The 26,005-nt window shown below is 42.5% G+C and carries 23 protein-coding genes; 3 read left to right on the forward strand and 20 right to left on the reverse strand.

Annotated elements, in window-relative coordinates:
• Nucleotides 1–167: 167 nt before the first annotated feature.
• From D1B31_RS24670 to D1B31_RS21185, 11 genes are all read right to left on the reverse strand, one after another.
• Nucleotides 168–326: a hypothetical protein gene (locus D1B31_RS24670; protein ID WP_192894811.1), complete on the reverse strand. Its 159-nt coding sequence runs from the start codon at nucleotides 324–326 to the stop codon at nucleotides 168–170.
• A gap of 109 nt (nucleotides 327–435) precedes the next feature.
• Complete coding sequence (gene dpaL / locus D1B31_RS21135; protein ID WP_192894812.1) at nucleotides 436–1,662, reverse strand: diaminopropionate ammonia-lyase; 1,227 nt, start codon at nucleotides 1,660–1,662, stop codon at nucleotides 436–438.
• A gap of 183 nt (nucleotides 1,663–1,845) precedes the next feature.
• On the reverse strand, nucleotides 1,846–2,853 hold the full coding sequence (locus D1B31_RS21140; protein WP_118924205.1) for an SMI1/KNR4 family protein: 1,008 nt from the start codon (nucleotides 2,851–2,853) through the stop codon (nucleotides 1,846–1,848).
• Between the two features lie 159 nt (nucleotides 2,854–3,012).
• On the reverse strand, nucleotides 3,013–4,428 hold the full coding sequence (locus D1B31_RS21145) for a DUF4179 domain-containing protein (protein ID WP_158587645.1): 1,416 nt from the start codon (nucleotides 4,426–4,428) through the stop codon (nucleotides 3,013–3,015).
• A complete protein-coding gene (locus tag D1B31_RS21150; RefSeq protein ID WP_118924209.1) occupies nucleotides 4,421–4,960 on the reverse strand; it encodes a sigma-70 family RNA polymerase sigma factor in 540 nt (179 codons plus the stop codon). The genes D1B31_RS21145 and D1B31_RS21150 overlap by 8 nt, the downstream gene beginning before the upstream one ends.
• A 264-nt stretch (nucleotides 4,961–5,224) precedes the next feature.
• Nucleotides 5,225–6,094: a malate synthase gene (locus D1B31_RS21155; protein ID WP_118924211.1), complete on the reverse strand. Its 870-nt coding sequence runs from the start codon at nucleotides 6,092–6,094 to the stop codon at nucleotides 5,225–5,227.
• 352 nt (nucleotides 6,095–6,446) lie between these two features.
• Nucleotides 6,447–8,717 (reverse strand): ATP-binding cassette domain-containing protein, encoded by a 2,271-nt coding sequence (locus D1B31_RS21165; RefSeq protein ID WP_118924215.1) that lies wholly within the window; start codon nucleotides 8,715–8,717, stop codon nucleotides 6,447–6,449.
• 223 nt (nucleotides 8,718–8,940) lie between these two features.
• Entirely contained in the window at nucleotides 8,941–9,927 is a 987-nt protein-coding gene (locus D1B31_RS21170; RefSeq protein ID WP_118924217.1) for a diaminopimelate dehydrogenase, read from the reverse strand.
• Nucleotides 9,928–10,088: 161 nt separating this feature from the next.
• On the reverse strand, nucleotides 10,089–12,404 hold the full coding sequence (locus D1B31_RS21175) for an AAA family ATPase (RefSeq protein WP_118924219.1): 2,316 nt from the start codon (nucleotides 12,402–12,404) through the stop codon (nucleotides 10,089–10,091).
• 199 nt (nucleotides 12,405–12,603) lie between these two features.
• Complete coding sequence (gene rlmD / locus D1B31_RS21180; protein WP_118924221.1) at nucleotides 12,604–13,980, reverse strand: 23S rRNA (uracil(1939)-C(5))-methyltransferase RlmD; 1,377 nt, start codon at nucleotides 13,978–13,980, stop codon at nucleotides 12,604–12,606.
• A gap of 68 nt (nucleotides 13,981–14,048) precedes the next feature.
• Nucleotides 14,049–14,663: a hypothetical protein gene (locus D1B31_RS21185; protein ID WP_118924223.1), complete on the reverse strand. Its 615-nt coding sequence runs from the start codon at nucleotides 14,661–14,663 to the stop codon at nucleotides 14,049–14,051.
• A gap of 54 nt (nucleotides 14,664–14,717) precedes the next feature.
• On the opposite strand from D1B31_RS21185, the gene D1B31_RS21190 reads away from it, so the two are divergent.
• A complete protein-coding gene (locus D1B31_RS21190; RefSeq protein WP_118924225.1) occupies nucleotides 14,718–15,581 on the forward strand; it encodes a hypothetical protein in 864 nt (287 codons plus the stop codon).
• Between the two features lie 98 nt (nucleotides 15,582–15,679).
• Here D1B31_RS21190 and D1B31_RS21195 read toward each other — a convergent pair whose 3' ends face one another.
• The 6 genes from D1B31_RS21195 to D1B31_RS21215 all read right to left on the reverse strand — a co-directional run bounded on the left by D1B31_RS21195 (nucleotide 15,680) and on the right by D1B31_RS21215 (nucleotide 21,133).
• Nucleotides 15,680–16,228, reverse strand: coding sequence for a GNAT family N-acetyltransferase (locus D1B31_RS21195; RefSeq protein ID WP_118924227.1), 549 nt, complete (start codon nucleotides 16,226–16,228; stop codon nucleotides 15,680–15,682).
• Between the two features lie 961 nt (nucleotides 16,229–17,189).
• Nucleotides 17,190–17,570 carry a hypothetical protein gene (locus tag D1B31_RS23925; RefSeq protein ID WP_142922614.1) on the reverse strand — a complete coding sequence of 127 codons (381 nt, stop codon included), beginning with the start codon at nucleotides 17,568–17,570 and terminating at the stop codon, nucleotides 17,190–17,192.
• On the reverse strand, nucleotides 17,542–19,020 hold the full coding sequence (locus tag D1B31_RS21200) for a nicotinate phosphoribosyltransferase (protein WP_118924229.1): 1,479 nt from the start codon (nucleotides 19,018–19,020) through the stop codon (nucleotides 17,542–17,544). The genes D1B31_RS23925 and D1B31_RS21200 overlap by 29 nt, the downstream gene beginning before the upstream one ends.
• Nucleotides 19,021–19,050: 30 nt before the next feature.
• The gene (locus D1B31_RS21205; RefSeq protein ID WP_118924231.1) at nucleotides 19,051–19,602 is read right to left on the reverse strand and encodes a cysteine hydrolase family protein; all 552 of its coding nucleotides are present in this window, start codon (nucleotides 19,600–19,602) and stop codon (nucleotides 19,051–19,053) included.
• 182 nt (nucleotides 19,603–19,784) lie between these two features.
• Complete coding sequence (locus tag D1B31_RS21210) at nucleotides 19,785–20,726, reverse strand: diacylglycerol kinase (protein WP_118924233.1); 942 nt, start codon at nucleotides 20,724–20,726, stop codon at nucleotides 19,785–19,787.
• A gap of 188 nt (nucleotides 20,727–20,914) precedes the next feature.
• Nucleotides 20,915–21,133, reverse strand: coding sequence for a hypothetical protein (locus tag D1B31_RS21215; RefSeq protein WP_118924235.1), 219 nt, complete (start codon nucleotides 21,131–21,133; stop codon nucleotides 20,915–20,917).
• Nucleotides 21,134–21,469: 336 nt separating this feature from the next.
• Here D1B31_RS21215 and plsY point away from each other — a divergent pair, with 336 nt between their 5' ends.
• Nucleotides 21,470–22,090, forward strand: coding sequence for a glycerol-3-phosphate 1-O-acyltransferase PlsY (gene plsY / locus D1B31_RS21220; protein ID WP_118924237.1), 621 nt, complete (start codon nucleotides 21,470–21,472; stop codon nucleotides 22,088–22,090).
• A gap of 38 nt (nucleotides 22,091–22,128) precedes the next feature.
• On the opposite strand, the gene D1B31_RS21225 is transcribed toward plsY, so the two are convergent.
• Nucleotides 22,129–22,686 (reverse strand): thioredoxin family protein, encoded by a 558-nt coding sequence (locus D1B31_RS21225; RefSeq protein WP_118924239.1) that lies wholly within the window; start codon nucleotides 22,684–22,686, stop codon nucleotides 22,129–22,131.
• 235 nt (nucleotides 22,687–22,921) lie between these two features.
• Between D1B31_RS21225 and putP the strand changes: the two genes are divergently transcribed.
• Complete coding sequence (gene putP / locus D1B31_RS21230; protein ID WP_118924241.1) at nucleotides 22,922–24,415, forward strand: sodium/proline symporter PutP; 1,494 nt, start codon at nucleotides 22,922–22,924, stop codon at nucleotides 24,413–24,415.
• A gap of 176 nt (nucleotides 24,416–24,591) precedes the next feature.
• Here the strand turns inward: putP and D1B31_RS21235 are convergent, their stop codons facing one another.
• On the reverse strand, nucleotides 24,592–25,092 hold the full coding sequence (locus D1B31_RS21235; protein WP_118924243.1) for a hypothetical protein: 501 nt from the start codon (nucleotides 25,090–25,092) through the stop codon (nucleotides 24,592–24,594).
• 88 nt (nucleotides 25,093–25,180) lie between these two features.
• On the reverse strand, nucleotides 25,181–26,005 hold the full coding sequence (locus tag D1B31_RS21240; protein WP_118924245.1) for an urease accessory protein UreD: 825 nt from the start codon (nucleotides 26,003–26,005) through the stop codon (nucleotides 25,181–25,183).

The raw sequence follows: 26,005 nt of genomic DNA on the forward strand, positions 1-26,005 counted from the left end.
GGTTACGTTGTCACAGGGCTTCAACCTTAGGATTTCTCCACCAGTTGCCTGTCAGCTAATGAGCGTCTTGGTACTTACTCAGATTGGACTTTCACCAATTAGCAATTAACGGCTTGCCTGGGCACGCGGCAAAAAAAAGACCGAAATCGTAAAAACGACATCGGGGTCTACTCTTTCTTTTCATGGTGAACCTTTGTTGATTTGCGCTCCAGGCACTTCGCTTTCCGCGGGGCGTCAGTGGAGCCTCCTCGGCGCCATGGCGCCTGTGGGGTCTCCACCTTGCCGCCGCATCCCGCAGGAGTCTTCGTGCCTTCCGCTCCAATCAACTTACTTCCTCGGCTTATTTGTGTAAAAATTAATTCAACCTATATAGCAATCATGTTTAAAACTAGTTCACTTTACTCCTTCATACCACTTTTCATCTTTTCATTAGAATCACCATGCAGATGGATATGCCCCATCCCATACTACTTTTCTAAAGTTCTCCGGATCTGTGTCACCTTCTGTACTAATAATTAAAATTTTCGAATCCTGATTTAGCCTCAAGCTTGTTTTCATTTCATTGAGCATTTTATTTTCAGCCAATAGACTAACCAAGCCCAGACCAACTGCGCCCGATTCACCTGAAATAACCTGCGGGTCACTGCCCAATGGGCTTGCAAGAATTCGCATACCACGTGAGGCAACATAGTCTGGACAAGAAACAAAGACCTCAGCGTAATCCTTTAAAACTTCCCAAGAAGTTGTACTTGGTTCCCCACAGGCTAAGCCAGCCATTACTGTATTCAAATCTCCTGTTACTGCATGAGGGTTCCCATCGCCCACTAGCATAGATTGGTATAAACAATCAGCTTTGTCCGGTTCAACAATCACTGTGATAGGGCGTTCATCTCCGTATTTCCCTACTAGATACCCAAGCATACTGCCGGCAAACGACCCAACTCCAGCTTGTAAAAATACATGCGTCGGCCGCTCAACACCAGCTTCGGCAATCTGCTCCATTGCTTCATCCAAAATTGTTCCATACCCCTGCATAATCCAGGTTGGAATCTTTTCATATCCACTCCAGGCCGTATCCTGTACCAATACCCAGCCATTTTCTTCAGCCTTCTGGCTCGCCAGTCTAACTGTATCATCATAATTAAGATCTGTTATGTAGGCTTCTGCCCCTTCATTTCTTATGTTATTTAATCTAATTTCTGAAGATCCTTTTGGCATATATACGACTGATTTTTGTCCTAGCTGTTCTGCTGCCCAGGCAATTCCTCTCCCATGATTTCCATCAGTAGCTGTGACAAAGGTAATACTCCCGAGTTGCTCTTTTACTTCCTTACTTCTTAGTTTTTCAAAAGAAAGCTCTGAAATATCGAGGTTCAATTGTTCCGCCAAATATTTCCCAACCGCATACGAGCCGCCTAATACCTTAAAAGCATTAAGCCCAAATCTATAAGATTCATCCTTCACCCAAATAGCGCCGACTCTTAATCGTTTAGACAACTCATCTAAGCTATGAAGTGGAGTTACTTTATATTCTGGAAAACTTTTATGAAAACCTCTTACCTTTTCAGCCGATTTCCTATTCATAAATTCTACAGACGCTTTCTCGGCATTTGTTCTTGCAATTTTATTTACTATATATTTAATGTCTGTAACATCCCTCATTTTTCCCATCTCCTAAATAATATTTTTTTATTCTAAAAGTGTAATTATAATCTATAATAATTGAGTATTCAGAAGAATGGTACTACTCTCGAGGAAAAGTATAAATATATCGAAATATTAAATATGCAAATGAAAAAAGCAACTCCCATAAGGGTTAGTTGCTTTCCTTTTAATAATCTCGTCCTAATCAATTTCAAACCATTTCTTTATTTTAAGAGAATTAGTTGTCTTATGGTTAATATAAGGGCTGTGTCGTGATGATAGTGCAACATAATCCTTGATAAAACCGCCAGCACAACCTATTTGAATCCAGTTGTTCATAAAGGATTCAAATGATTTTCCCAGCCTCCAACCGTGAAAATCTTTTTCATTTGTTAAATAGATAACTTCCCCTATATTGTATTTTCGGTCTATTCCAAAGTAATTTCCCATCCCATCCCCGGAAAAAATAAATGAGTTAGACCAAAAGTGAAATTCTTCATTCTCTTCATCAAGGTAATCATGGTCTATCCTAATGTCATTTAAATGGATTAGCTTATCGAGGTTCCATAGCCCTAAATCAAATAGGCCCCCATTTAATATATTCCTGTTCCTATATGGTTCGCCTTGCGTTGAATAGATATTTGGATCATCCAATACACATGTTGAATTTTCTTGTGTATTCCAATAAAAATCACATTGACGCGAATAATCAATTACTACCCTTTTAAAAGACTCTGGGAGTTCAAACCCAATAGTGCTTTCAATCTGCAGCACGTCACTTTCTGATGCAGGTTGATCAATAAATAGATCCCCTATGCCGCCCTTATTTTTAATGGAATTAAGTGTTGAATGTAGAACTTCACTCCAATGAAAATATTCGATAGTTTCTGGTTCGTACCTATTCTGTTCCGGCTCTGTTTTTTTGTTTTTTGGTGTATATACTTCCCCTTCGAACCGGACCCATTGAGGTAGCTCTTTAGGATCAACTGGAATCTCCCTATTAAATTGCATATTAGACTTCAGGAATTCTAATCCTTTTTTTGTTAGAACATATGTATTTTCAATACGACCCTTTAGGACAGAAATATAATCCCTCTTTATAGCCATATTCAGAAAATCCCGAAACTCTGATTCATTAATATTGTATGTTTTGTGTGAAAAAGACTTTTTCTCCATTATTTTTCTTAATACACTAAATAGTAATCTCAATTTTAAACACCTCTTTTTACTTTCCTTTAATCTACATTTTTGAAAATGTTTGTTCTTACTGAGAAGTGTTTACTGTTCGGTTACAATTTCAAGACCAATTTCGCAGCCGCTTCACAGTGTGTTGAGTGTATATGGCAACACAAAAGATGTCTGGTGAGTTTATTTTTTTTCCACGGGGAGTTCAACAGCAATCGGTTGTAATTCCTTAGCTGGGACAAAGCTTGAAAAGTCGAACTGTAAGATTGTATTATTCAGCTTAAAGTTCTTTATTTTCTCTTCCCCTTTTAAATCGAATGTAGATTGAAAATGTGCCATCTTTTTATCAATCGTTTTAACCTTATTCAGACTGATGCTATGATTTTCAGGCGGTACTGGATTCTTAGGATCAATTTCCCCAATATAATCCTTATCCACCAACAGCAACTCATACTGCAAGTTATTTTCAAACAAATCAAGCTGGTGCTTGCTTAATCCCTTTGGTAGCCCGGTGAATTGATAATCGATTATGAGATTATTTCCTTTTTGGGTGATATCATTTACTTGCAGGCTTAAGCCAAGTCGTTTGCTGCTTAATGTAAAAGATTTTTTATCCAATAACTGTTCTGCTTTTGGATCAGCAACATTTATCGTCTGATAAAAAGTAAGTGAAGTTATAGTTGAATTTAGGTGGGTCATATCAGTACGAATCGTTCTATGATATCCATCTTCTAGTTTGGATTCCTCTAATGTTGTTCCATTCCCAAACCTGTATACTTTTCCTTTTTCATCAATTGCTTTAAAGATATGAATATCATCATTCTCATATTTCTGCACCGTCTCATAAATAAGCGAAGAGGATGCTTTTGCGGTAACAATTTCCTTAATACGAATTTTCACCTCATCGTCCGGGTATTCTTGCTCATGATTAATCACAAGCGTACGATTTTTTTCTTGTTTAATTGGAATATTAAATTTCCATTCACCTTTTATCCCGTTTATATTATGAATTGTTATAGGAAGAGTAGAATTCTCTTTAAATGATTTATATGGATATTGTATTTTCCATTGAAAGTTATATCCTTCTTCCACTTTCTGAATGTTATTTGACTTTCCTTGAAGCCAAGGGTCTTGATCGCCTTTATAGTGTTCGAAGTTCACATCAAAGCTTACTTCCCCTTTTTCGTTACCACCCTTTTCTACATCTTTATCTACGAATCCTGTAATGGATACCATACTGCCATCAAAGTAAGCGCTGGTTAGCTTTACAGTGACTCCATTCTTTGTAAGCGATTGGTTTAATTCTGTAACTGCATTCTGGTTAGCTAATTCCATCCCTGTTGAATCATTAAATTGTTGAAAAATCCCGCCTATCAAAGGGGTATTCGCCAATACTTTATTCATTGTAGGATGTACAAATCCCGAAGCAATGGTGATTCCAAGAAGTGCAGCAGCAGTCGCCACACCTGCAAGGACCTTCTTTTTCCTAACCTTTGCGCCATGTTCAGTTTTATTTAGACCTTTATTAATTGCATCAAATACTTTATCTTTTGGTACTGCTATTTGATCAATTGCTGTTCTTATTTGCTTGTTATCCATGGCATTTGTCCTCCTCATTTTCATAGAATTTTTTTAACTCCGCTTTGCCTCTGCTTAAATAAGTTTTGACCGTACCCTCCGGAATTTCCATGACACTGCTTATTGTTTTAATCGTGTAATCGTAATAGTAAAAAAGAATAATGGCTGTACGGTAGTTCTCTTTCAGCTGCTGAATTGCAGTTAGGAGCTGTATAGAATCCTCAATGTTCGGATTTGTATGACCCGGCAGGTTTGAAATAATTTCATCGCTCAAAGGAACGACCTTGCTTTTCCTCTTTAGGACATCCGCTGAACATCGTATGACAATCCTGGTGAGCCACGTCATGAAATACTCCGGGTTTTTCAACGAATGGATAGATTTAAACGCTTGATAGGTTGCCTCCTGCACAACATCCAACGCATCTTCTTCGTTATGTACATATAGATAAGCAGTCCGGTAGACTCTCTCGTAATGCTGTTTAACTAACTTTTCAAAAGCGCTCTTATTGCCTTTGATCGCTTTTTTAACTAACCGCTGGCTCTCATCTTCCATCTTTTTTTTGCCCCCTTTACACATTAGTGGCATCTATACTGAAGAAAAGTTTCAAAAAGTTGTTTTTAAAAGCATAACACGCCAAAAAGTCCTCAGTTCAAAAAAGTAAACAGAAACCTTTTCGGTCCCTGTTTATTTTAAAACCAAATTTGTAGTAAATGGCTTCACAGAAAAAAGACCCCGAAATCGCATAGTATTTCACGAAATCGGGGCCGGACTGGAAAATGTTTAGTTTAACCATCGATTGTTTCTTCTAATTCTTCGTCAATTTACCTTTGGGCTAATACGCAATAATGCGCCATTAGGCTTTGGTAACTCTTCTTCTGTTATCTGATTCATTTTACAAAAATGTTCAAAAAATTGTTGTGCCAGCTCTCGTTCCTCTGGATCACTTTTCAATGAAACGATATCAAGCAAAATTTGAGCCATCCATGAATTGTTAAAATAACGGTATTTACCTGTATTCCATGTCATTCTGTGGGGGGATTTTTCATTAACATAATATTCCCAGAAAAGCATCTGATCCGATTCTTGTTCTGTAAGTTGGAGTCTGTATTTTGAATGAGCAGGAATATTTCCATCTTCACAAAGCTTACCGATAAAATCTTCATTCACCATATAGACACCTAAGATACGTCTGTCTTTTTCAGGCCTCCTGGAATCTAGTGCTGTTAACAGGACAGCGCTATTTTGGTGCAAGCGGATTGGTTTGTTTGGTTTCCCCTTGTTATTACCACTTTTTATTACGCCTGAAAAAACCTTCCACTCTGAAAAAGAACTATTCTGTTCTTCTGTGTCACACCAAAAAACCATTTGTGATTCGGGATGAAGTTTATGATTTTTCATAAGTTTTTCATGTTCCAAGCGAAGTTCCTGTTTTTTTTGTTGTAGTTTTTTTTCCTCTTCCTTCTTTAATTCTTCCTCTTTTCGTTCCATTTCCATTTTTTGTATAATTTTCTCAAGTGAATTAGCAACAATTCTATCATGCAGTTTTAGGTGCTTTCCAAATACATCGGGGAAAACAAACTTTTTATTTTCCGATGCGAAATTTATTTCAATAACAGAATCATTATGTTTAACTATACTACCCGTGCCAAAACGCTTGTGTGTAACTTTCTTATTGATTAGATTCATTCATCTAGTCCTCCTTGTGGAATAAAAACCCGATTACTATTAGATAGTAAATTGATAATTTTATTCAACCAACTTCCAAATAAAGCTCACACAACTGTTTGTTTTTTTCTTGATTTAAAAACGGTTATAAAAAAACGCATCCATCATTCTATCTGCAAAAAAATACAGCAGAATTCGGGAAGCGATTAAAAAAACAATTGTAACACTATTATAACATTTTTTTGTAAATACCGCAAATTTATCATTGACAGCGTATATTGCCATGAGGTAAAATAAAGATTTTGCAAAAAAAACGCCTGTCACTTTCCGAACTTTGTCGATAAAGGATTCGACATATACGGGACTTTTATCTTTACAGACTTATGCCTCTCCTTAACCATTTCGCTGTTAATGTCTCAGCGGTTAGCATCTCTTCTGGCGTGCCTTCAAAGATAATTTGCCCGCCTTGTTTTCCTCCTCCCGGACCCATTTCAATGATCCAGTCGCTCGCGGCTAAAAAGTCCAGATTGTGTTCGATTATGATGACAGAGTTGCCTCTGTTTACAATCTTTTGAAAGACATTCAGAAGTTTTTCATCATCTTCTGCGTGCAATCCTAAGGATGGTTCGTCTATCAAGTAGATTTGCCCCTCCTTTTGTAAATGGCTCGCGAGTTTTAGGCGTTGGATTTCTCCTCCACTTAAAGAACTTGTCGTCTGGCCTAAGGTCAGATACCCCAATCCTACCTCTTTTAACGTATGCACCCTTTTTAGAATTTTTGGCGCTTTAAAATAGTGAATCACTTCATCTATTGTGAGATTTAAAATCTCTACGATATTTTTGTCTTGATAGCGATACGAAAGTGCTTCGTCTGAGTACCTCGTACCTCCACACGCTTCACAAGGAATTGTTACGGGATCTGCAAAAGCTATCTCCGGCGTTAGGACTCCTTTTCCTTTGCAGACAGGACAGGCCCCCAAGGAGTTAAAACTGAACAATCCTGCCGGTTGGCCCGTTGCTTTTGAAAAAATTGCGCGAATATCATCCATGATTCCCATATATGTAGCCATGGTCGAACGGTTGGAGACTCCAATGCCCCCTTGCCCTACTGTAATGGATTCTGGATACTTTTGCGTGAACGCTTCCAATAGTAAGGAGCTTTTGCCTGAACCAGATACTCCGCACACAGAGACTAAAACATTTTTAGGAATATCTACATTCACATTTTTCAAGTTATTGTTACTTGCCCTTCTAATTGTAAAGTAACCTTTTATATCCCTAGGACTTTTGTTTATCTTAAGCTTGTGATTTAAGGCTTTTGCAGTTGGAGAGTTTTTTAGTCCTTCCACTTTCCCTTGATAGACCACTTCCCCTCCATTTACCCCTGCTCCCGGCCCCATTTCTATGATTTCGTCGGCTACTTTCATGACGGATAGATTGTGTTCAATGACAATGACAGTGTTATGTTGCTCCTTTATCCTTTTCAGCATCTGTATTAACAGATCTACTTCTTCGGAATGGAGCCCCGCACTTGGTTCGTCGAAAATGTAGGTAATGTTGTTTAGGCTACTCCCTAAATGACGGGCGATTTTCACCCTTTGGGCTTCACCGCCGGAGAGGGTGCCCATTTTCCTGGACAGGCTCAAATAACTCAGACCCATGTCGACTAATTGTTTTACATATGGGATTGCTTGTCTAGCTATCGACTCTCCCATAGGGTCTTTTATGTTCTCCAGTTCTTCCAGTAATTCCGGAAACTCTAAATAATCGTATTCAGCGATATTCAAACCATTTATTTTACATTCCAAAACCTTTGGGTTTAAGCCTGAACCTTGGCAGGTCGGGCATAGCGAATGTGTAGAAACGGCTAAAACGTCATCCTGGGATACTTCTTTTAGCTTTGATACATCCCGATTGATATATAGGCGTTTAAATCGAGGCAACAACCCATCCCACTCATGAGGCTGAGGCCCATTTTTTGTGTGGAATGGCGCAAAAACTTTTTCACCTTCCGGGGGACCGTATATCAGCAATTCGCGTTTTTCTTCAGGGTAGTCCTTAATCGGCAGATCGGGATCAAATAATCCGCCGGTTATCATCCATCTCCCTTGCCAACCTGCAGGGGATAATGGCTTAAATCTAACAGCATACTCTCGTAGGGATTTATTGAAATCGATGATCTTGTTTAAGTCTGGCGCAATGACCTCCCCAAACCCACCACATTCCGGACATCTGCCAAAGGAACTCTGGCTCGAAAAATCAGTCGCGGAACCTATGGGCGGACTTCCGATTCTCGAAAACAAAAGCCTGATTAATGGATCAATATCCATATAGGTGCCGACTGTTGAACGCGAATTGCCGCCTATCGGTCGTTGCTCTACTACTATAACCGGGCTTAAATTTTGCATAAGGTCGGCATGGGGCCTTTCATACCTTGGCATTTGATTTCTTACATAAGCAGGATAGTTTAACGTCATCTGTCTTCTGCTCTCTGTTGCTAATGTATCAAAAACCACTGAGCTCTTACCTGAGCCCGAAATACCCGTAAAGACGATCATTTTTCCTTTTGGTATGTTTAAATCGATATTTTTTAAATTATTTTCTTTCAGCCCTCTTAAGATGATTTCATCTTTCATTTCGGACATTTTATTCTCCTTTCTATGGGTTTCTACATTTTGCAAAATTGTTCAATGGTACGGCCGGAACTTCAATTTCCGTTTACTTAAAAGATACGAAGAAAGGCAGCCCCATAAGGAGTTGCCCTGTTTTCGGTGAGTTTTTATCATTAAAAATAAAATCGATTTTTTCACACTGTTCCTGCCCCTGAAGCATTCAATTATTGATGTCCTAGGGACAGGAACCTTTCTACTACAAAAGGTCTCTTCTCAAATCCTCTGCGGATTTTGGAGACAGATAACCGGGTGCAACGTCAAAAACAGTCTTTGCACCAGCCTGTCCTTCTTTATTTAAACGATAAGCCGCTCTTGCATATGCCACTAGTACACTAGCTGTAAATTCAGGGTTGCTCTCTAAGTTAAGCGAGAATTCAATAATTTGTTTATTGTCATTCCCTGTTTTTCCGCTTCGAATGACAAAACCACCGTGTGGCAATTTTGAGTGGTTATCTTTTAATTCTTCTGCTGTAATAAAGTGTACTTCTGTCTCATAGTCAGCAAAGTAGTTCGGCATTGTTTTAATTTCATGCTCAATTTTTGCTTGATCATAACCTTCTTCAGCGACCACATAACAGACACGGCGATGTTTTTCACCTGTTGAAAGCTCAGGGTTGACTCCGCTTTTCACCTTTTCAATCGCTTCATCAATCGGAACCGTATACTGAACACCGCCAACTACACCCTCTACGCGACGAACCGCATCTGAATGCCCTTGGCTAAGCCCTTCCCCCCAGAAAGAATAAGTAGCACCATTTGGTAGGATCGCTTCTGTCATTAAGCGATTAATAGAGAACAAACCAGGATCCCAGCCGACTGAGATAATGCTCGTCTTGCCGCTTTCTTTCGCCGCTTCATCAACCGCACTGAAATATTCAGGAATCTTTGCGTGTGTATCATAACTATCGATCGTGTTAAACATTTTTGCAAAATGAGGACCTTGTTCTGGAAGATCTGTTGCAGAACCTCCACACAAAATCATGACATCTATTTTATTTTTATATTCCTCCGCACTTGAGATATGCAAAACCTCTACATTCGGTTCATTGATGGAAAGACTTTCAGGTGCCCTTCTTGTAAAAACAGCCACAAGCTCCATATCTGAACATTGCTTGATTGCTTCAATCGTTCCTCTGCCAAGGTTACCATAGCCTACAATTCCTACTTTAATTTGATTATTCAATACTTTTTCTCCATTTCTATATTTTGTTTATTTTTCATTATAAATTAAAGAAAAGTGCCTGTCACTTCCCGAACTTTGTTGATAAGATCCGGGGATCATACGGGTAGTGACAGGCACACTCTTAAGCATTGCCATACATCAGGCTTCAAATTCTAATTTGCTTAACTCCTGTCCTTGCTATCTTTTTCCCCATTTCGTATTTTCTGCAAAGCTTTCTTCATATCAGCCAGTTCAAGTTTTGATAGCGTATCGGCATCGGCTGAAGCAATATCTTCCATCAAGGAGAGCCTCAATGACTGGGCCTGGATCGCCTCTTCGATAAGATTCGCAGCAAACCTGCCATTCCCCGAGACCTGCCTGCTCTCGAGAGACTCAAGGATATAGGCCTCCGCGTCCCTGGAAAGCCTGTATTGATAAGTTTCTGCATAGTTGATCATAATATCAAGGAGTTCCTCTGTATTGTAATCAGGAAAATGGAAGAATTTTTTAAATCGGGACCTTAACCCAGGGTTAAATTCCAGAAGGGCTTCCATTTGTTTCGGGTATCCTGCAAGGACAATAACGAGATTTTCATTATGCCTCGTCATTTCATCGACTAGTGTTTCAATAGCCTCCTTGCCGAAATCCCCTCCAGATGCGCTAAGCAGTGAATATGCTTCATCAATGAACAGGACCCCTCCGAGTGCATCACGGACTTTCTTTCTCGTTTTCTCGGCTGTTTGGCCGACATAACCGGCGACAAGGTCCGCTCTGCTGGCAATCACCAAATGGCCTCGTTTTAGAAAGCCATTTTCTTTTAAAATTTCCGCATATATTTTTGCTACCGTTGTCTTTCCTGTACCGGGGTTTCCGGTAAATACTGAATGTAGCTGTATGGGGACCGTGGGCATACCGCTGTCCCTTCTCATTTGCTGGAGCTTGACGAAGGCCGCCAAGGTTTTCATTTCACCCTTTAAGGAATGCAACCCGATCAGGTGGTCCAGTTTTTCAAGAGGCCGGTTGCGATTTCCCTGGACTGGCAGCTTGAAATCATTTCCGTCTAGAATAGAGAAACGAAGAATGTCTAACACACTGTCATCTTTCGCTGCTCCCTTTCGAAAAATCGCCTCAAGTACGAGGTTATGAACAGTTCTAGCGTTCCCAAATGTTTCGTCTACCCTTTCACGTTCAAGCCGTTCCTCTAGCGCGCTCTTTGCCGTTCTTGTTAATAGATAGTCATTGTCCTCGGCAATTTTCTCACCAATTGTAACAAGTTCCTTATTTGTATAGTCACGAAGGAAAATGTGGTTGGATTGGGGGAATCGGCTTCGAAGGCCCGGATTCGCATCTAGGAAAATTCTCATTTCTTCTGGATAACCAGCCAGGATAACTGCGAACTTCCCGCCAAATTCCTCTCCGGTCATCAATGAAACGAGTGTATCAATTGCGGCTTGTCCATAATCATTGCCTGTTTGGCCTTCCCGTTTAAGGCTATAGGCTTCATCAATGAACAGGACTCCTCCAACAGCCTTACTGACAATTGCGCGAACATTTTCCTCCGTTTGGCCAACATAGGATCCTACCAGCTGAGATCTATTTGTTTCTATGACCTCTTCCCTTGGCAAAAATCCAAGCTCATGAAAAATTCTTGCCAAAAGCCTGGACAGGGTTGTTTTTCCCGTACCCGGGTTCCCGGTAAGGACAAAATTCAAGCTCAGCTCATCTTTCATCTGGAAGCCCATGTCCTTACGCTTTTTTTGAAACTTAAGGTACTGATAATAATCCTTGACGCGGCCTTTGACCGTTTCAAGGCCGATCATCTGATTTAGTTCATCAATTGGATCCACGGCTGTTTCTTTTTCCCGCTCTGTCAATTCAGCGAATTGGCTGGCCCATTCTTTTTTTATTGCCTCTACCTGATCAAGCCTGGTGGACAATTCATCCATATAGGCCGCTGTGTGAAAAACTCCTGTAATCGATTGTTCGTATTCCTCGGCAGCTTTTAAAAGCTCGCTCGTTGATTTGATTGCATCCAGCAACAAGTTATAAAGTTTTGTCTGTATTGGGTCCACAGCACTCTGATACGAGTTGTCCAGTTGATCAAGCTGATCATCAGCCTGTTCAAGGAAGTTTCGGCAGATCATTATATATTCATCAGCGATTTTCTTCTTTGTCGTCCGATTATCCGTTTCCCTGATAGGCGGAAAATCCAATGAGTCTAAAAATGGCTCTGCCATCTGCAAGGCAGATTTGTCCCGGAATCCCTGTGCGTCACGATTCGCTGGGTCGAGCTCAGCAGCCCGCTTCATCCAGACTATCCCAAGCCGGTCCCTTTCGTCTTTGTGGAAGCGGGATTTCGCAGCCATCACAAGCAGTCGGGCAATTTCTTCGGCGCCAAGTGTCTGGTCATGCTCCATGATATAAGCAAGGATTTCTGCCTCATCATCGATATACCCTCTTTGTTCCAGTTCATTGTTCCATTTTGTTAACTGCTGCATAGTTCCTCACTTCTGTTTACTGTTTTTTACTATCGTATCATATTGGGTACGTTGCTAGGAAAGGGTGTGCTTAAGAGGAAAAAAGACCTATCAGAGTGCCTGTCACTTTCCGGACTTTCTCGTTTCATAGAATGTTCCACAAACATAAAAAATGCATGACAAACAGTGTAGGAACCACTGTTCTCATGCACAAATCAGTTTATATACCTATAAAACTTAACCATGAAACGCACTCGACATGCGTCGTCTGCGGAAACATATCAACCGGCTGGACTTCAATTGTCTTGTACCCGCCATCTTCGAGAATACGTAGGTCTCGGGCCAATGTTCCCGGGTTGCACGATACATAGACTACCTTTTTCGGTTTCATGTTAATAATCGTTTGAAGCAGCGCTTCATCACAGCCTTTTCGGGGCGGGTCGACGACGAGGACGTCGGCCTTGTTTCCCTCTTTATACCACTTTGGAATGACAACTTCCGCTTCTCCTGCTTCGAATTCGGCGTTCATGATTCCGTTCAGCTCGGCATTCCTTTTTGCGTCCTCAATTGCCTGTGGAACGACTTCCACCCCGAATACCAGTCCCGCCTTTTGTGCTAGGAAGAGGGAGATTGTGCCGATGCCGCAGTAAGCGTCAATGACTGTCTCGCCGCCGGTCAGCCCGGTATATTCGAGCGCTTTATCGTACAGCACTTTCGTCTGGTCGGGATTGACCTGGTAAAATGACAATGCCGAAATCGCGAATTTTACGTCGCCGATCGTATCGTAAATAAATTCATTACCCCAAATAACCGTCGTCTCCGGCCCCATGATGACATTCGTCCTCATCGAGTTAACGTTATGGACAATCGATTTCACCTTAGGAAGCCGGACGGTAATTTCCTCAATCAGCTCATTTTTATGAGGAAGCTCAAGAGTCCGGGTAATCAGGACAACCATTAGCTCACCGGTTTCCTTTCCATACCGGGCCATAATATGGCGAAGGACGCCTTTATGGGTTTCCTCGTTATAAGGAGCAATGCCTAGCTCGCTGCATATATCCTTTACAGCTTTAATCGCTTCGTTCACCTCGGGAAGCTGAATCAGACTCTCATCCGTATCAACAATTTCATGGCTTCTTTGCTTGAAAAAGCCAGCGATTAGCTTACCATCCTTCTCGCCGACAGGAACCTGGGCTTTGTTCCGGTAATGCCACGGCTCTTCCATACCGAGAACCGGGTAAACAACGACATCCTCAAGCTTACCGATTCGCGTTAGAACCTGGCGTACCTGGTTTTCCTTGTACTTCAGCTGGCCTTCATATGTCATATGCTCAAGTTGGCAGCCGCCGTATTTATGGCTGTCCTCACGTGGAATTTCAACCCGGTAAGGACTTTTATCGTTCAGTTCGACCAACTTGCCAATCGCATAATTCTTTTGCGTTTTGATGATTTTTATTTTGCCCGTTTCCCCTGGCAGTGCACGTCGAACGAACACCGGAAAGCCATCAATCTTCGCAACACCGGCGCCGTCATGGGTCAGGTCTTCAAAACGGACAGTAATCTCTTCATTTTTTCTGACTGGAATAGATTTTTTCATCTTTAACCTCGCACTTTTGTGATAACAGGATTTTATCATATCCAAAAGGCGATTGCGAAAAGCTGGTATTATGGCTCGTTCGGGTCAATGGTGCCTAAATTAGCAGAGGCCAGCTTTAGCATCTTCCTGACTTGGATGAAAAGATAAATATATAGTGCCAATAAACCAAAAACGAGGAAGAATCCTTCTCCACCTAATTGGTAGGTAACTGTATTTTTTGTCAACAGGGTTGCTCCTATAAAAACAACTGCTCCGATTACTTGGAATACCGTATATAATTTATACGTTTTTTCTGCTGTCTCCTGTAGATTGGCATTCCCTAATTTCCCTGCTTCCTCCCCGATCCCTTTTGCAAGATGAAAGAAAAAGAATATCGAAAGAAAAGCTGTCAGGAAAAGGGTTGTAGACATATAGAGTTTCCCTTCAGCTGCCAATGAATTATTGAGCACCCCATTTAATATCTCAACATATTTCACGATAATCCCCAACGCCGAAAGGACGATTAACAGCAGCGAAGTTTTTTTCGCCATGGTAAAATTTCTGTTCTGAATGTGTCTGAAAATTTGCCCGGCGCCCACATATAGAAGCACATAGCCGATAATATCGGGAAAAATATTCACCGGACCCAAATTAAAATTGAAAAAAATAAAAAAGAAGCCGACAATCATTGTGCCAAAACCCATTGTTATCCCCCTATCTCAAATGTCGGTCCTATTGTATAATAATGGTATTATACTATGATTTCCGGGGAAGGAGGAGCACCGCTGAAAAATAATCTTTTACTGCTTCGCGCGGCGGGGCTGCTTATCACATTATTATTTATTTTTACAGGAATTACTTATTGGGATCAGACATCTCAGGCGGCTGCTATCACTGATCCTAGAAAGTTCGAGGACCCAGACCCGTCAATTGCGGAAAGCGACATGAAGAAATTGGAGATGCTTGGTTTTTCGAGGATTGCGATTACCAATATGACAAAAGAAGAAGCTGCTGAGTTCTTAAAAATCGATGGGAAGGTTGTCGATCAAGTAGAAAGCTATGAGAGAATAGTAAAGGATAACGGCAAGGTTTTATCAAAAAAGAAGTATATGTCCCTCTTGAACTCGTATGCCAAATCCTCAACCCCGCGTGCCACCAGCCTTGAAAAGGTCAACATGAGCCTTTTGCATGAAGGGGACAGGAAGTTTACTGTGATCACGGAACACCACTTCGACTACATTACCGGACCAATTCAGCCAATGGAAATTGAAATCCAGCTGGGGGAGGAGGACACACTTCTTGATCAGAAGGCAAAGCAATGGGTTTGGACCGTTTCCGACTTCAGCCCCGAAAAGCTGCATTGGGGCAGTGAAGAAATATGGGCAACCGGGAAGCCAATGAAAGAGAATGAATTCACCTTTTGGGATTCTTCAAGTCCGGCCCTTTATTATTCTGTTCCCTGGGTTCAGCCGAGTTTCCTTGAGGACGTTGTGGGCCTTCATTTCATGACAGTTATCCGCTTTGAAGTTCCGGATGATTATAACTTTGCCGATGTTTACATGCAGGGAATGGGGCCGTATTTATCCCAGCATCTGCAATACGAAATTAAAAATGGAGAATAAGTTAACGCTTCAGGCGGTAGAGCTACCTGAAGCGTTCTGTTCTTTTAGGGACTATCTTTATTTTTGCAAAAAAGTGCACGGCTCCTGCAAACAATCTACTACAAAAACTTCGCCATTAGAAAAAGGTTATGATAGCCGTCCTCAGTTTTAACCGCTTTTCGCTTGATCCCTTCCATTTCAAAGCCAGCCTTTTTATAAAGGGCAATAGCACCGAAATTGTCAGAGAATACCTCCAGTGAAACTTTTTCAATCGTTTCGTTTTCGGACGCCCATTCAAGCATGGTTTCCAGCAGCGCTTTACCAACTCCGTTATTCCGGTATTCCCGTTTCACACTCATGCCGAACGAGCCTTGATGCCTATTTCGGATTCTATTGCCATTGTGAAAATCCAGGAAACCGATAATTACCTCATCAAGTTCCGCAACCAAAGCAAGCTTATTTGCATCTTCAACAATATTGGTTAGCCATGCCTCCTGCTGGTCTTCGGTTTGAGTAAGTTCCTCTGGGGTTGTGATTAGATGAGGAGAATCAGCAAGAATTTCCTTGGTATACGTAAGAACTTTTTCTGCATCTTCCGGGAGCGCCTCCCTAACGATAAAGCAGCCGCCGTTACTGAAAGTAAACTGTTTCGGTTCTATTATTGCCAAAAGAAATCCCCCTATCGCACTCATATTTGCTTCTATTTTAAAACAAACTGCTGGTGCTTTGGCTAAATTTACAAAGGTATAACGAAATTTTAAGAAAACTCTCGAACTAGTTAGCGTCAAAGTCTCGTGTAAAAACCAGATTGTATGGCGCGCAAAGGGGCGACTCGCGCCAAAGTCTCGTTTAAAATTAGATTGAATGACGTGCAAGGCGGCGATTCGCGCCAAAGTCTCGATTAAAATTAGATTGAATGACGCGCAAGGCGGCAATTCGCGCCAAAGTCTCGTGTAAAAGCAGATTGAATGGCGCGCAAGGCGGCGATTCGCGCCAAAGTCTCGTGTAAAAGAAGATTGAATGGCGCGCAAGACTGCGATTCGCGCCAAAGTCTCGTGTAAAAGCAGATTGAATGACGCGCATGGCTGTGATTCGCGTCAAAGTCTCGTTTAAAAACAGATTGAATGACGCGCAAGACTGCGATTCGCGCCAAAGTCTCGTGTAAAAGCAGATTGAATGACGCGCATGGCTGTGATTCGCGTCAAAGTCTCGTGTAAAAGCAGATTGAATGACGCGCAAGCCTGTGATTCGCGTCAAAGTCTCGTTTAAAAGCAGATTGAATGACGCGCAAGACGGCGATTCGCGTCAAAGTCTCGTTTAAAAACGGATTGAATGGCGCGTAAGACTGCGATTCGCGTCAAAGTCTCGTTTAAAAGAAGATTGAATGGCGCGCATGACGGCGATTCGCGTCAAAGTCTCGTTTAATAGCAGATTGAATGGCGCGCAAGGCGGCGATTTGCGCCAAAGTCTCGTTCCAAATCCGTTTGAATGACGCGCAAGGCTGTGATTCGCGTCAGAGTCTCGCTTAAAAGCAGATTGAATGGCGCGCAAGAATGCGATTCGCGTCAAAGTCTCGTTTAAAAGCAGATTGAATGACGCGCAAGACGGCGATTCGCATCAAAGTCTCGTTTAAAAAAGGATTGAATGGCGCGCAAGGCTGTGATTCGCGTCAAAGTCTCGTTTAAAAACGGATTGAATGGCGCGTAAGACTGCGATTCGCGTCAAAGTCTCGTGTAAAAGCTGATTGAATGGCGCGTAAGGCGGCGATTCGCGCCAAAGTCTCGTGTAAAAACAGATTGAATGACGCGCATGGCTGCGATTCGCGCCAAAGTCTCGTTTAAAAACAGATTGAATGACGCGCAAGACGGCGATTCGCGCCAAAGCAAGCGGATTGGTTGACGCGCAAGGCCCGGTTTGCGATAGAGATTCTGAACAACACACAAAAAAGCGCCCGGACATCCGGACGCCTTCAATCAATACTTTATTCGGCTTTTTCCGCCATCGCGGCAACCTTTTGCTTCACATCTTCAATGTGCTGCATCTTGTTATTCCAGCACTTCTGGCTTAGGTCAACCGGATATTCCTCCGGATTCGCTGTGCGTTTATATTCATCCCAAATTTCGGTCAGATTCTTCTTAAGAAACTTGCGGGATTCTTCGAGATAAGGCACTTCGTACACAAGCTCGCCGTTTACGAAAATATCTTCATGAAGCTCTCTCGCCGTAAAGTTCGATACATACTTGCTAATATACGTATGTGTCGGGTGGAACATCTTGATTCGCTTTTCCTTCTGCGGATTTTCGGTTTCAAGAGTAATATAGTCGCCCTCTGAAAAACCTGTCCGGTTATTGATAATCCGGTACACGCGCTTCAATCCCGGTGTTGTCACCTTTTCCGGGTTAGAGGAAATTTTAATTGTATCCGCCATCTGCCCGTTTTCATCTTCTATAGAAACAATTTTATAGACAGCTCCGAGTGCGGCCTGTTCAAAGGCGGTAATTAGCTTTGTCCCGACGCCCCAGCTGTCGATTCTCGCTTCTTGGGCCTTCAGATGCAAAATCGTATACTCGTCCAAATCGCTTGAAGCAACAATTTTTACATCCTTATAACCGGCATCATCAAGCAGTTTCCGGGCTTCTTTTGACAAATAGGCAAGGTCGCCGCTGTCGAGGCGGATGCCGACGAAATTAATCTTGTCGCCCATCTCCCTTGCAACCTGGATCGCCGCCGGCACGCCCGAACGGAGCGTGTCATACGTATCAACAAGAAAGGTGCAATCCTTATGTGTCTCAGCGTATTTTTTGAAAGCCGTATAGTCATCGCGGTAAGCCTGGACCATTGCATGGGCATGCGTACCGGCAACCGGAATGTGGAACTTCTTGCCGGCACGGACATTGCTCGTCGCATCGAACCCGGCAAGGTATGCGGCACGCGTCCCCCAAATCGCCGCATCGAATTCATGGGCGCGCCTTGTTCCGAATTCCATCGCGACTTCATTTTTGCCAATGACATGCTTGATTCTTGATGCCTTTGTGGCAATGAGTGTTTGGTAATTCACAATGTTCAGCAGGGCTGTTTCCAGAAGCTGCGCCTCGGCAAGGGTTGTATCGACGCGAAGAATTGGCTCGTTTCCGAAAACAAGCTCCCCTTCCTTCATTCCCCTGATTGTTCCGGTGAAGCGGATTCCCTTCAAGTATTCCAGAAAATCATCCGCGTAACCAACTTCATTCCGCAAATAGTCCAGATCTGCCTCTGTAAACCGAAAGCTCTTTACGTATTCAATGATTCGCTCAAGGCCCGCAAAGACAGCATAGCCGTTCCCGAACGGCAGCTTACGGAAGTAAAGCTCAAACACAGCCTTTCTGTTGTGGAGGCCATCCCTCCAATACGTTTCCACCATGTTAATCTGATATAGGTCAGTATGCAGCGCATAGCTGTCATCTTTATAGATGTGTTTCATCCTGTACAAACCCCTTCGTCAAATGTCATGCTATCTAACCTCGGCGCCAAGTGTCCCTTCAAAATGCCCAAGTGCCCACTCATGGCCAGCCTGGTTAAATGACGCGACACCCTCCTTATGGACAACTATTTTAAATCCTTTATTATACGCATCGACCGCGGTGTGGAGGATGCAAATATCCGTGCAAACCCCGACAAGGTGCACTTCCTTAATGCCGCGCTCGCGCAATTTCGTTTCAAGGTCGGTTCCGGCAAAAGCGGAGTATCTGGTTTTATCGGTATAGTATACATTCTCGAGATGCTTATTCGCTTCATACACATTTTGCAATTCCCCATACAAATCACGCCCGCTCGTATCGCGGATATTATGCGGAGGGAACAGTTTCGTTTCCGGATGGTACTCATCGCCTTTGTCGTGGACATCAATCGAGAATACTGTATAATCCCCGTTTTTAATGAACTCCTCGGTCAGATCAGCAATGTACTTCTCCAGGGCTTGTCCAGGTTTCCCACACGTCAGCGCGCCGTCGTCCGCAACGAAATCGTATGTATAATCGATATTAATTAAAGCCTTTTTACCCATTTTGCCACCCCTTTTGCAAAATAAGAATCAACCCCATTGTATCAATTAAAATCAATTCCATCCATTTTTCCTTAAAAATATATCCGAAATAAGCATACCATAGCAGTCTTCTAATGCAATTCCCATCCTGAACATTTCCATAAAAGGAAAAAACCGTTCCCTATTAGGAACGGACTAAATCATCAGCTGTATTTCTTTCCGGGAACCCAGTCGGCCGGAAGGTCTTCAGGGCGCAACTTGTCGATCGGCGCAAAAACCTCAAGGTGCCTGTATAGATTTTCAAACTCCGCCGGCAGGAGCCCGCCGTATTCGCCATCCAGATTCAGTTGCATCGGATCGTTTGAGCGTACCTTTATTCGATTCGCTTTCGTATACACTACATGTTCATCATGGATATGTTCCCCGCGGAGTGCCAGAGTTGCAATGCGGATAAATTCAGCGAGATTGACTTTTTTCAAAATCAGAAGAGTAAACATTCCATCATTCAGCGAAGCATCGGGGGCAATTTTTTCAAAACCGCCAATGGAATTCGTCAGCCCGACAAGAAATAACATTGCATCGCCTTCAAATAGCTTTCCATCATATTCAATGCACATATGGGTCGCCCTGATGGATGGCAGCATTTCCACGCCTTTTAAATAATAGGCTAGCTGTCCAAGCATTGTCTTAAGCTTGCTTGGGACCTCGTAGGTCAGTTCAGTCAGTCGCCCGCCTCCGGCGATATTGATAAAGTACCGCTCATTTATTCTGCCGATATCAACAGGGATCCGGTCACCTTTTATGATAATGTCGACAGCTTCCCCTATATCCTTTGGAAGCTGCAATGCGCGGCCAAAATCGTTGGTTGTGCCCATCGGTATAACACCAAGCTTTGGCCGGTACTCTTGGTTGGCCAGCCCGTTCACAACCTCGTTGATTGTTCCGTCCCCGCCTGCGGCAATAACGACATCATAGCGCCGCTCCACTGCAATTTTCGCAGCCTTGGTCGCATCCCCCTCACCGGTCGTTGCATGGCAGGAGGTTTCATATCCAGCCCGCTCAAGCTTCTCCAGTACCTCAGGCAAGTTCCGCTTGAATATTTCTCTCCCTGAGGTAGGGTTATAAATAATTCTTGCTCTTTTCATTTATATCATCCCTAATTCCAAAATTGCTCTACACGAGAGGATTTGCCAATTAAATCCATTCATCCATCTCTCATCATATCCTAAAACGACCCTATTTCGCAATGGTTGATAAAGGAATCCATAATCTATCTTACCCTTTTGAAAGGCAATTTTGCAAAGAGTACCCTCGGGAACGAAAGGATTTCTATTTATTGAATTTGACCGGAAACCAAAAATAGGATGACCAGTATATTCAACTGGATTGTCCATCGGCCGAGCTGGTCTTTCTCCTTCAGCAGACTGATGAGGCCGTAGCCGCAGCCAAAAATGACAAGCGCCAGCGCAAACCAGTTTGAATAGGGAAGTGGCTTTGTAAAAAAAACAATCATGGATAGAACAGCCGCCAGGCACGACATGTATTTATACATTACCTGTGGCCCTCCCCCTTATAAAAGCCCCCACAGGAACTTTCATCCGCTTTATTCCAACCATATATCTACCACTCCCTTATTTCCCTCGTAACCAGCATTTTTAATTTTAGTTTTCCTAAAAGATTCGTATTATTTTAAGACTTATTATAATAGACGTAAATAAATACAATTCATCTACATTTTCTTCAACTTTTTTTAATTTTGTGATTCAATTCTATAAATATGGCCGCCGATAATATAATAGTAGCAAGTTGGAAACGGCAAAATGGCAATTATTTTTTTTGTAATTGTGATAAAATGGATTCCATAAATCCCTAAAAAAGGAATGATCTTATGTGGGCCATCGCAGCCGCTTATTTCATTGGCTCTATCCCGACTGCGCTAATCATCGGTAAACTATTTTTTGGAGTCGATATTCGTGACCATGGCAGCAATAATCCAGGCGCAACGAATTCACTCCGGGTCATGGGAAAAAAAGCCGCCCTATTCGTCCTCGTCATAGATGCGGGGAAAGGCGCCCTGGCCGCTTCCCTGCCGGCATTCCTTTTTGTCTCTGTTGACCCTCTGTATCTAGGGTTCGCGGCGGTCATTGGACATTGTTTCCCGATCTTTGCCGGTTTCCGGGGCGGGAAAGCCATTGCCACAACCGCTGGCATGCTGCTTATCGCTAATTTACCTTTGTTTTTCGTTGCCTATCTATCCTTTGTCCTTGTAATCTTTTTAACAAAATACGTATTTTTCGGCTCAATATCGGTGGGGCTGTCATTATTGGTTTATTCATTCATCATACCTGAAACGGGGCCAAGCCTTCTCTTCGGGCTATTTACTATTTTCCTTTTTTACCTTCACCGCTCTAATATTCGAAATCTTATCCTGGGGATTGAACCTAAAATTAACGATAAAAATATAAAAAAAGACAGGATCCCTCCAAGCGGCTCCCTGCCTTTTTCCTGAAAATCACTATTCAAAAAGCAGTCCGGAATGGCTGCTTTTTATGATAATGTTATCTTCTGTATAATACTTTCTGAAACAGTCTGCCAGATTCCATTGTCCGTTCTATAGGACTCCACAAGTTCTTTGTAGAAGGCTTTCTGTTTTTCTTCAAACTGAGGATCTTCTTTTGCAGGAAGGGAAGCGCGGCCACGTTCCACCAGCTCCTGGACTTTTTGCGCGCGGGGACCCCAATGGGCATATTCTTTTCCTTCCCCATCAATAAAAATATAAATCGGAATGGCTCTTGATGTCCCGTTTGTCAAATACTGGTCCATCAGTTCTACATTTTCATCACGCAACAAAAAACGAACTTCCATATCAGCCGCATCGGCTATTTTCAAAAGGATTGGGTTGTTCAGCATCGCATCCCCGCACCAATCTTCACTTAGCGCAATGACGCGAAGCTTCTTTCCCTTCAGAGCTTCCAAGCTGGCTATTTGCAGTTCGGACAGATTAAATTGTTCCAACACTTCCAGCATTTCTTCCTTATGTGTTTTCATCCCATCAATATAGTCTTGAACGGACATCCCTTTAGAAAACCAACTGTTTAAATCCATGCAATCCTCTCCCCTTACTCTTTCCCCTTATCTTACCTATCCATTTGATTGTTTACAAATTCACCGTCCACTATTATTGTATTTAATAACTACTATTCACATATTCATTATAGTACCAAAATATTTCATATTGACTAGGAATTTGGTTCTATATTATAACTAGAGTAGAGAGAATATTTTCTATATAAAAAATATTGTTAAAAGTATTTTCTACTATTACAAAGGGGGAAATAGTATGACAGATGGGATGCTTCAACTCATTTCGATCGGGATTTACATGGCCGCCATGCTTTACATCGGTTGGTACTCGTATCGGAAAACCAGCAACCTGACCGATTACATGCTTGGGGGACGCTCTTTGGGCCCTGCGGTTACGGCTTTAAGTGCCGGTGCGGCGGATATGAGCGGTTGGCTGTTAATGGGGCTGCCTGGAGGAATTTATGTCAGTGGCTTAGCGGATGCCTGGATTGCGATTGGTTTGACGACAGGAGCTTATATCAACTGGCTATTGGTCGCTCCGCGCCTGCGTGCCTACACAGAGGTTTCAAACAATTCCATTACGATTCCAAGCTATCTTGAAAACCGCTTTAAGGACGAAACAAAACTTCTTAGAATCATTTCAGGTATCGTTATTCTTATTTTCTTTACTTTCTATGTTTCTTCTGGACTTGTAGCAGGAGCGGTATTCTTTGAGAACTCGTTCGGCACAAGCTACCATGCCGGCCTGTTAATTGTCGGCAGCGTTGTTGTTGCCTACACATTATTTGGCGGATTCCTTGCCGTCAGCTACACAGACTTCATTCAAGGATTGATGATGCTGATTGCCTTGTTGCTCGTTCCTGCGATTGGAATTTTTGCAACAGGCGGCCCTGCTGAAACATTTGAAACAGTCAGGTCCGTTAACCCGGCATTCATGGATCTTCTTAAAGGAACCACTTTCATTGGCATCATCTCCGCGGCGGCATGGGGCCTTGGTTATTTCGGGCAGCCTCACATCATCGTCCGCTTTATGGCGATTACCGATGTAAAAGAAATTAAAAACGCCCGCCGGATCGGTATGGGCTGGATGATCTTCTCACTGATTGGAACAATCTTTGTCGCATTGGTCGGTATTGCTTATTTCAAGCAAAACACAAATGTGACATTGGATAATCCTGAAGCCGTCTTTATCGTACTTGGGCAAATCCTGTTCCACCCGATTTTTGCCGGCTTTATGCTCGCGGCGGTACTTGCCGCTATTATGAGCACGATTTCTTCCCAGTTGATTGTTACATCGAGCGCTCTCGTTGAGGACCTTTACAAAGTTCTTGTCAAAAAGGATGCGACAGACAAGCACCTCGTCTTCCTCGGCAGGATGTCCGTCTTGATAGTTGCCCTGGTTGCAGCTGCTTTAGCGTTCAAGCAGGACAACACGATCCTGAACCTTGTCGCCTATGCGTGGGCCGGATTCGGTGCATCCTTCGGTCCGATTATCCTCATGAGCCTCTTCTGGAGGAAAATGACGAGCTGGGGCGCCATTTCAGGTATGGTCGTCGGAGCCGTAACCGTCATCGTATGGTCAAACTTGAATTTAGGCAAAGTGCTCTTCGGGGAAAAATTGTACGAAATCATCCCAGGCTTTATTCTGAACCTGATCGTCGTCTATATCGTCAGCCTCTTGACCTACAAAAAGAACGACCAAATCGAAAAAGAATTCACCGAAAGCATGCACTTACTCAAAAACCAATAAACCCATCGCCAGGCCCAGTCTAAACGGGGCCTGGCTTTTTGTGAGACAGGGTTTCCAGTGCTTCATTCGAGAGGCGAAGTTTTTAACAACTGAGCCACTTTTCAGCTTAAACACCAATGAAAAAGCAAGTGTGAAAAACTTGCGAATTCACACTTGCTTCTATTCTTCTATAACCTCTAGTCTTTTTGGTTATTCCTTATATCTGGGCTATCACCCTTCTGTTTTGCCACTTCCTCATGTATTTCCGACTCAATAGCCTGAACATGTTCATCATCAAGCTTTTGTTTTGGATGAGGATGGAACCACTGAATTTCCCCCTCGGTCATGAAGGCTTTGTACTCCTCACCGTGTACTTTCAGGGTAAATTGACGGCGTTCGTGGATTCTGTCTTCAAATGCCGGCTTGATTTCTAATTCTTTTATTCCACTGTCGATCGCTGCTCCATACTTTCTCATTAATAAATGGATTTTCGATTCCATGGCTTCCATTTTTTCGTCACCAAGCTTTTGTTTAGGGTGCGGGTGGTGCCATTGAATCTCATTTTCGTGGTAGAACCCTTTATACTCATTATCATTAACTTTAAAAGTAAAAGAGTATCTCTCGTGCAGACGATCCTCGAATGCAGTATCTAATTCAAAATCTTCAATTTCAGGATGTTCTTTGTTATCTTCAGGCATCGGTGAGCCTCCTCCGGTAATTGTTGGTTGCTTTCCCCTTTTAATGGTAGAGCTGACAGGGGAGGTACTGTCCTAAAGTGAATAAATGTTAATATTTCCTTAGAGGACTTGGCGTGGTATTGTTCCACTTTTCACTGATGATTTTGTGACAATTGTTAAAAATGCGTTCAATGAGTTGGGTCGAGTTCCCAAGGACACGAATGCTTAAACCTGGAATTGCGAGCCTTGAAATGCCGAATTTAAAGTTTGATTGTTCCGATTGAATCTTTTCATACAGCTCATCGAGAATATCATTATCAGTATTTTCGCTGACCGCCATCATCGAACCTAAATGGGTATAGCCTTCCATAAAACCCATGCCTGTAATGGCATTCTTTTCTGGAGCTAACTTAATATGATCGAAAACACCAAGCCTGCCGTCCAAGTATATTTCGGTTTTTAATTGAATCGTGTCGTAGCTGAATTTCTCCCCGCTTGGCGACCAGCCAGGCGTGAGAATGTCCGTATATAAGAAAGTCGACCCAGATTCCATACGAACGACATTTTTTTGCTTATAATGAGCATTTTCATAAGCTATCAACGGATCCGGAAGGTATTCCAAATAACTTCCTTTTTTCAGCAAAATCTCTGATTCCTGATAGACATAATCTTTCGGTGTCTTATAAACCTTTGTCGCAGATTGCGTTGTTAACGTCACTCTAGAATTTACATCGGCAGAAACTTTCATTCTATACCGATCGCCGTCCAAGTACCCGCCCCCTGGATTTAATAGATAATAACATACCTGGCCAGAATCGTCATGGTAAATCGGACGCATGACTTTAAATGCCCCTTGGAAATAAACATTCCTTGCAACTGTTCTCCCATTACGGCATTCCAGGTCTAAAGATAATTCGCCTGTCCAATTCGTCAT

The sequence above is a fragment of the Neobacillus notoginsengisoli genome (genome assembly GCF_003515685.1).
In the GTDB taxonomy this organism is placed as follows: Bacteria; Bacillota; Bacilli; order Bacillales; family Cytobacillaceae; genus Bacillus_D; species Bacillus_D notoginsengisoli.

Bases quoted from the DNA above. Each gene is read 5' to 3' on its own strand.
- dpaL (WP_192894812.1), bottom strand. From the start codon at position 1,662: ATGAGGGATGTTACAGACATTAAATATATAGTAAATAAAATTGCAAGA.
- rlmD (WP_118924221.1), bottom strand. From the start codon at position 13,980: ATGAAAAAATCTATTCCAGTCAGAAAAAATGAAGAGATTACTGTCCGT.
- plsY (WP_118924237.1), top strand. From the start codon at position 21,470: ATGTGGGCCATCGCAGCCGCTTATTTCATTGGCTCTATCCCGACTGCG.
- D1B31_RS21175 (WP_118924219.1), bottom strand. From the start codon at position 12,404: ATGCAGCAGTTAACAAAATGGAACAATGAACTGGAACAAAGAGGGTAT.
- D1B31_RS21165 (WP_118924215.1), bottom strand. From the start codon at position 8,717: ATGTCCGAAATGAAAGATGAAATCATCTTAAGAGGGCTGAAAGAAAAT.
- D1B31_RS21215 (WP_118924235.1), bottom strand. From the start codon at position 21,133: ATGTATAAATACATGTCGTGCCTGGCGGCTGTTCTATCCATGATTGTT.
- D1B31_RS21145 (WP_158587645.1), bottom strand. From the start codon at position 4,428: ATGGATAACAAGCAAATAAGAACAGCAATTGATCAAATAGCAGTACCA.
- D1B31_RS21210 (WP_118924233.1), bottom strand. From the start codon at position 20,726: ATGAAAAGAGCAAGAATTATTTATAACCCTACCTCAGGGAGAGAAATA.
- putP (WP_118924241.1), top strand. From the start codon at position 22,922: ATGACAGATGGGATGCTTCAACTCATTTCGATCGGGATTTACATGGCC.
- D1B31_RS21190 (WP_118924225.1), top strand. From the start codon at position 14,718: ATGATTTCCGGGGAAGGAGGAGCACCGCTGAAAAATAATCTTTTACTG.
- D1B31_RS21225 (WP_118924239.1), bottom strand. From the start codon at position 22,686: ATGGATTTAAACAGTTGGTTTTCTAAAGGGATGTCCGTTCAAGACTAT.
- D1B31_RS21205 (WP_118924231.1), bottom strand. From the start codon at position 19,602: ATGGGTAAAAAGGCTTTAATTAATATCGATTATACATACGATTTCGTT.
- D1B31_RS21200 (WP_118924229.1), bottom strand. From the start codon at position 19,020: ATGAAACACATCTATAAAGATGACAGCTATGCGCTGCATACTGACCTA.
- D1B31_RS21240 (WP_118924245.1), bottom strand. From the start codon at position 26,005: ATGACGAATTGGACAGGCGAATTATCTTTAGACCTGGAATGCCGTAAT.
- D1B31_RS21150 (WP_118924209.1), bottom strand. From the start codon at position 4,960: ATGGAAGATGAGAGCCAGCGGTTAGTTAAAAAAGCGATCAAAGGCAAT.
- D1B31_RS21235 (WP_118924243.1), bottom strand. From the start codon at position 25,092: ATGCCTGAAGATAACAAAGAACATCCTGAAATTGAAGATTTTGAATTA.
- D1B31_RS21155 (WP_118924211.1), bottom strand. From the start codon at position 6,094: ATGAATCTAATCAATAAGAAAGTTACACACAAGCGTTTTGGCACGGGT.
- D1B31_RS21185 (WP_118924223.1), bottom strand. From the start codon at position 14,663: ATGGGTTTTGGCACAATGATTGTCGGCTTCTTTTTTATTTTTTTCAAT.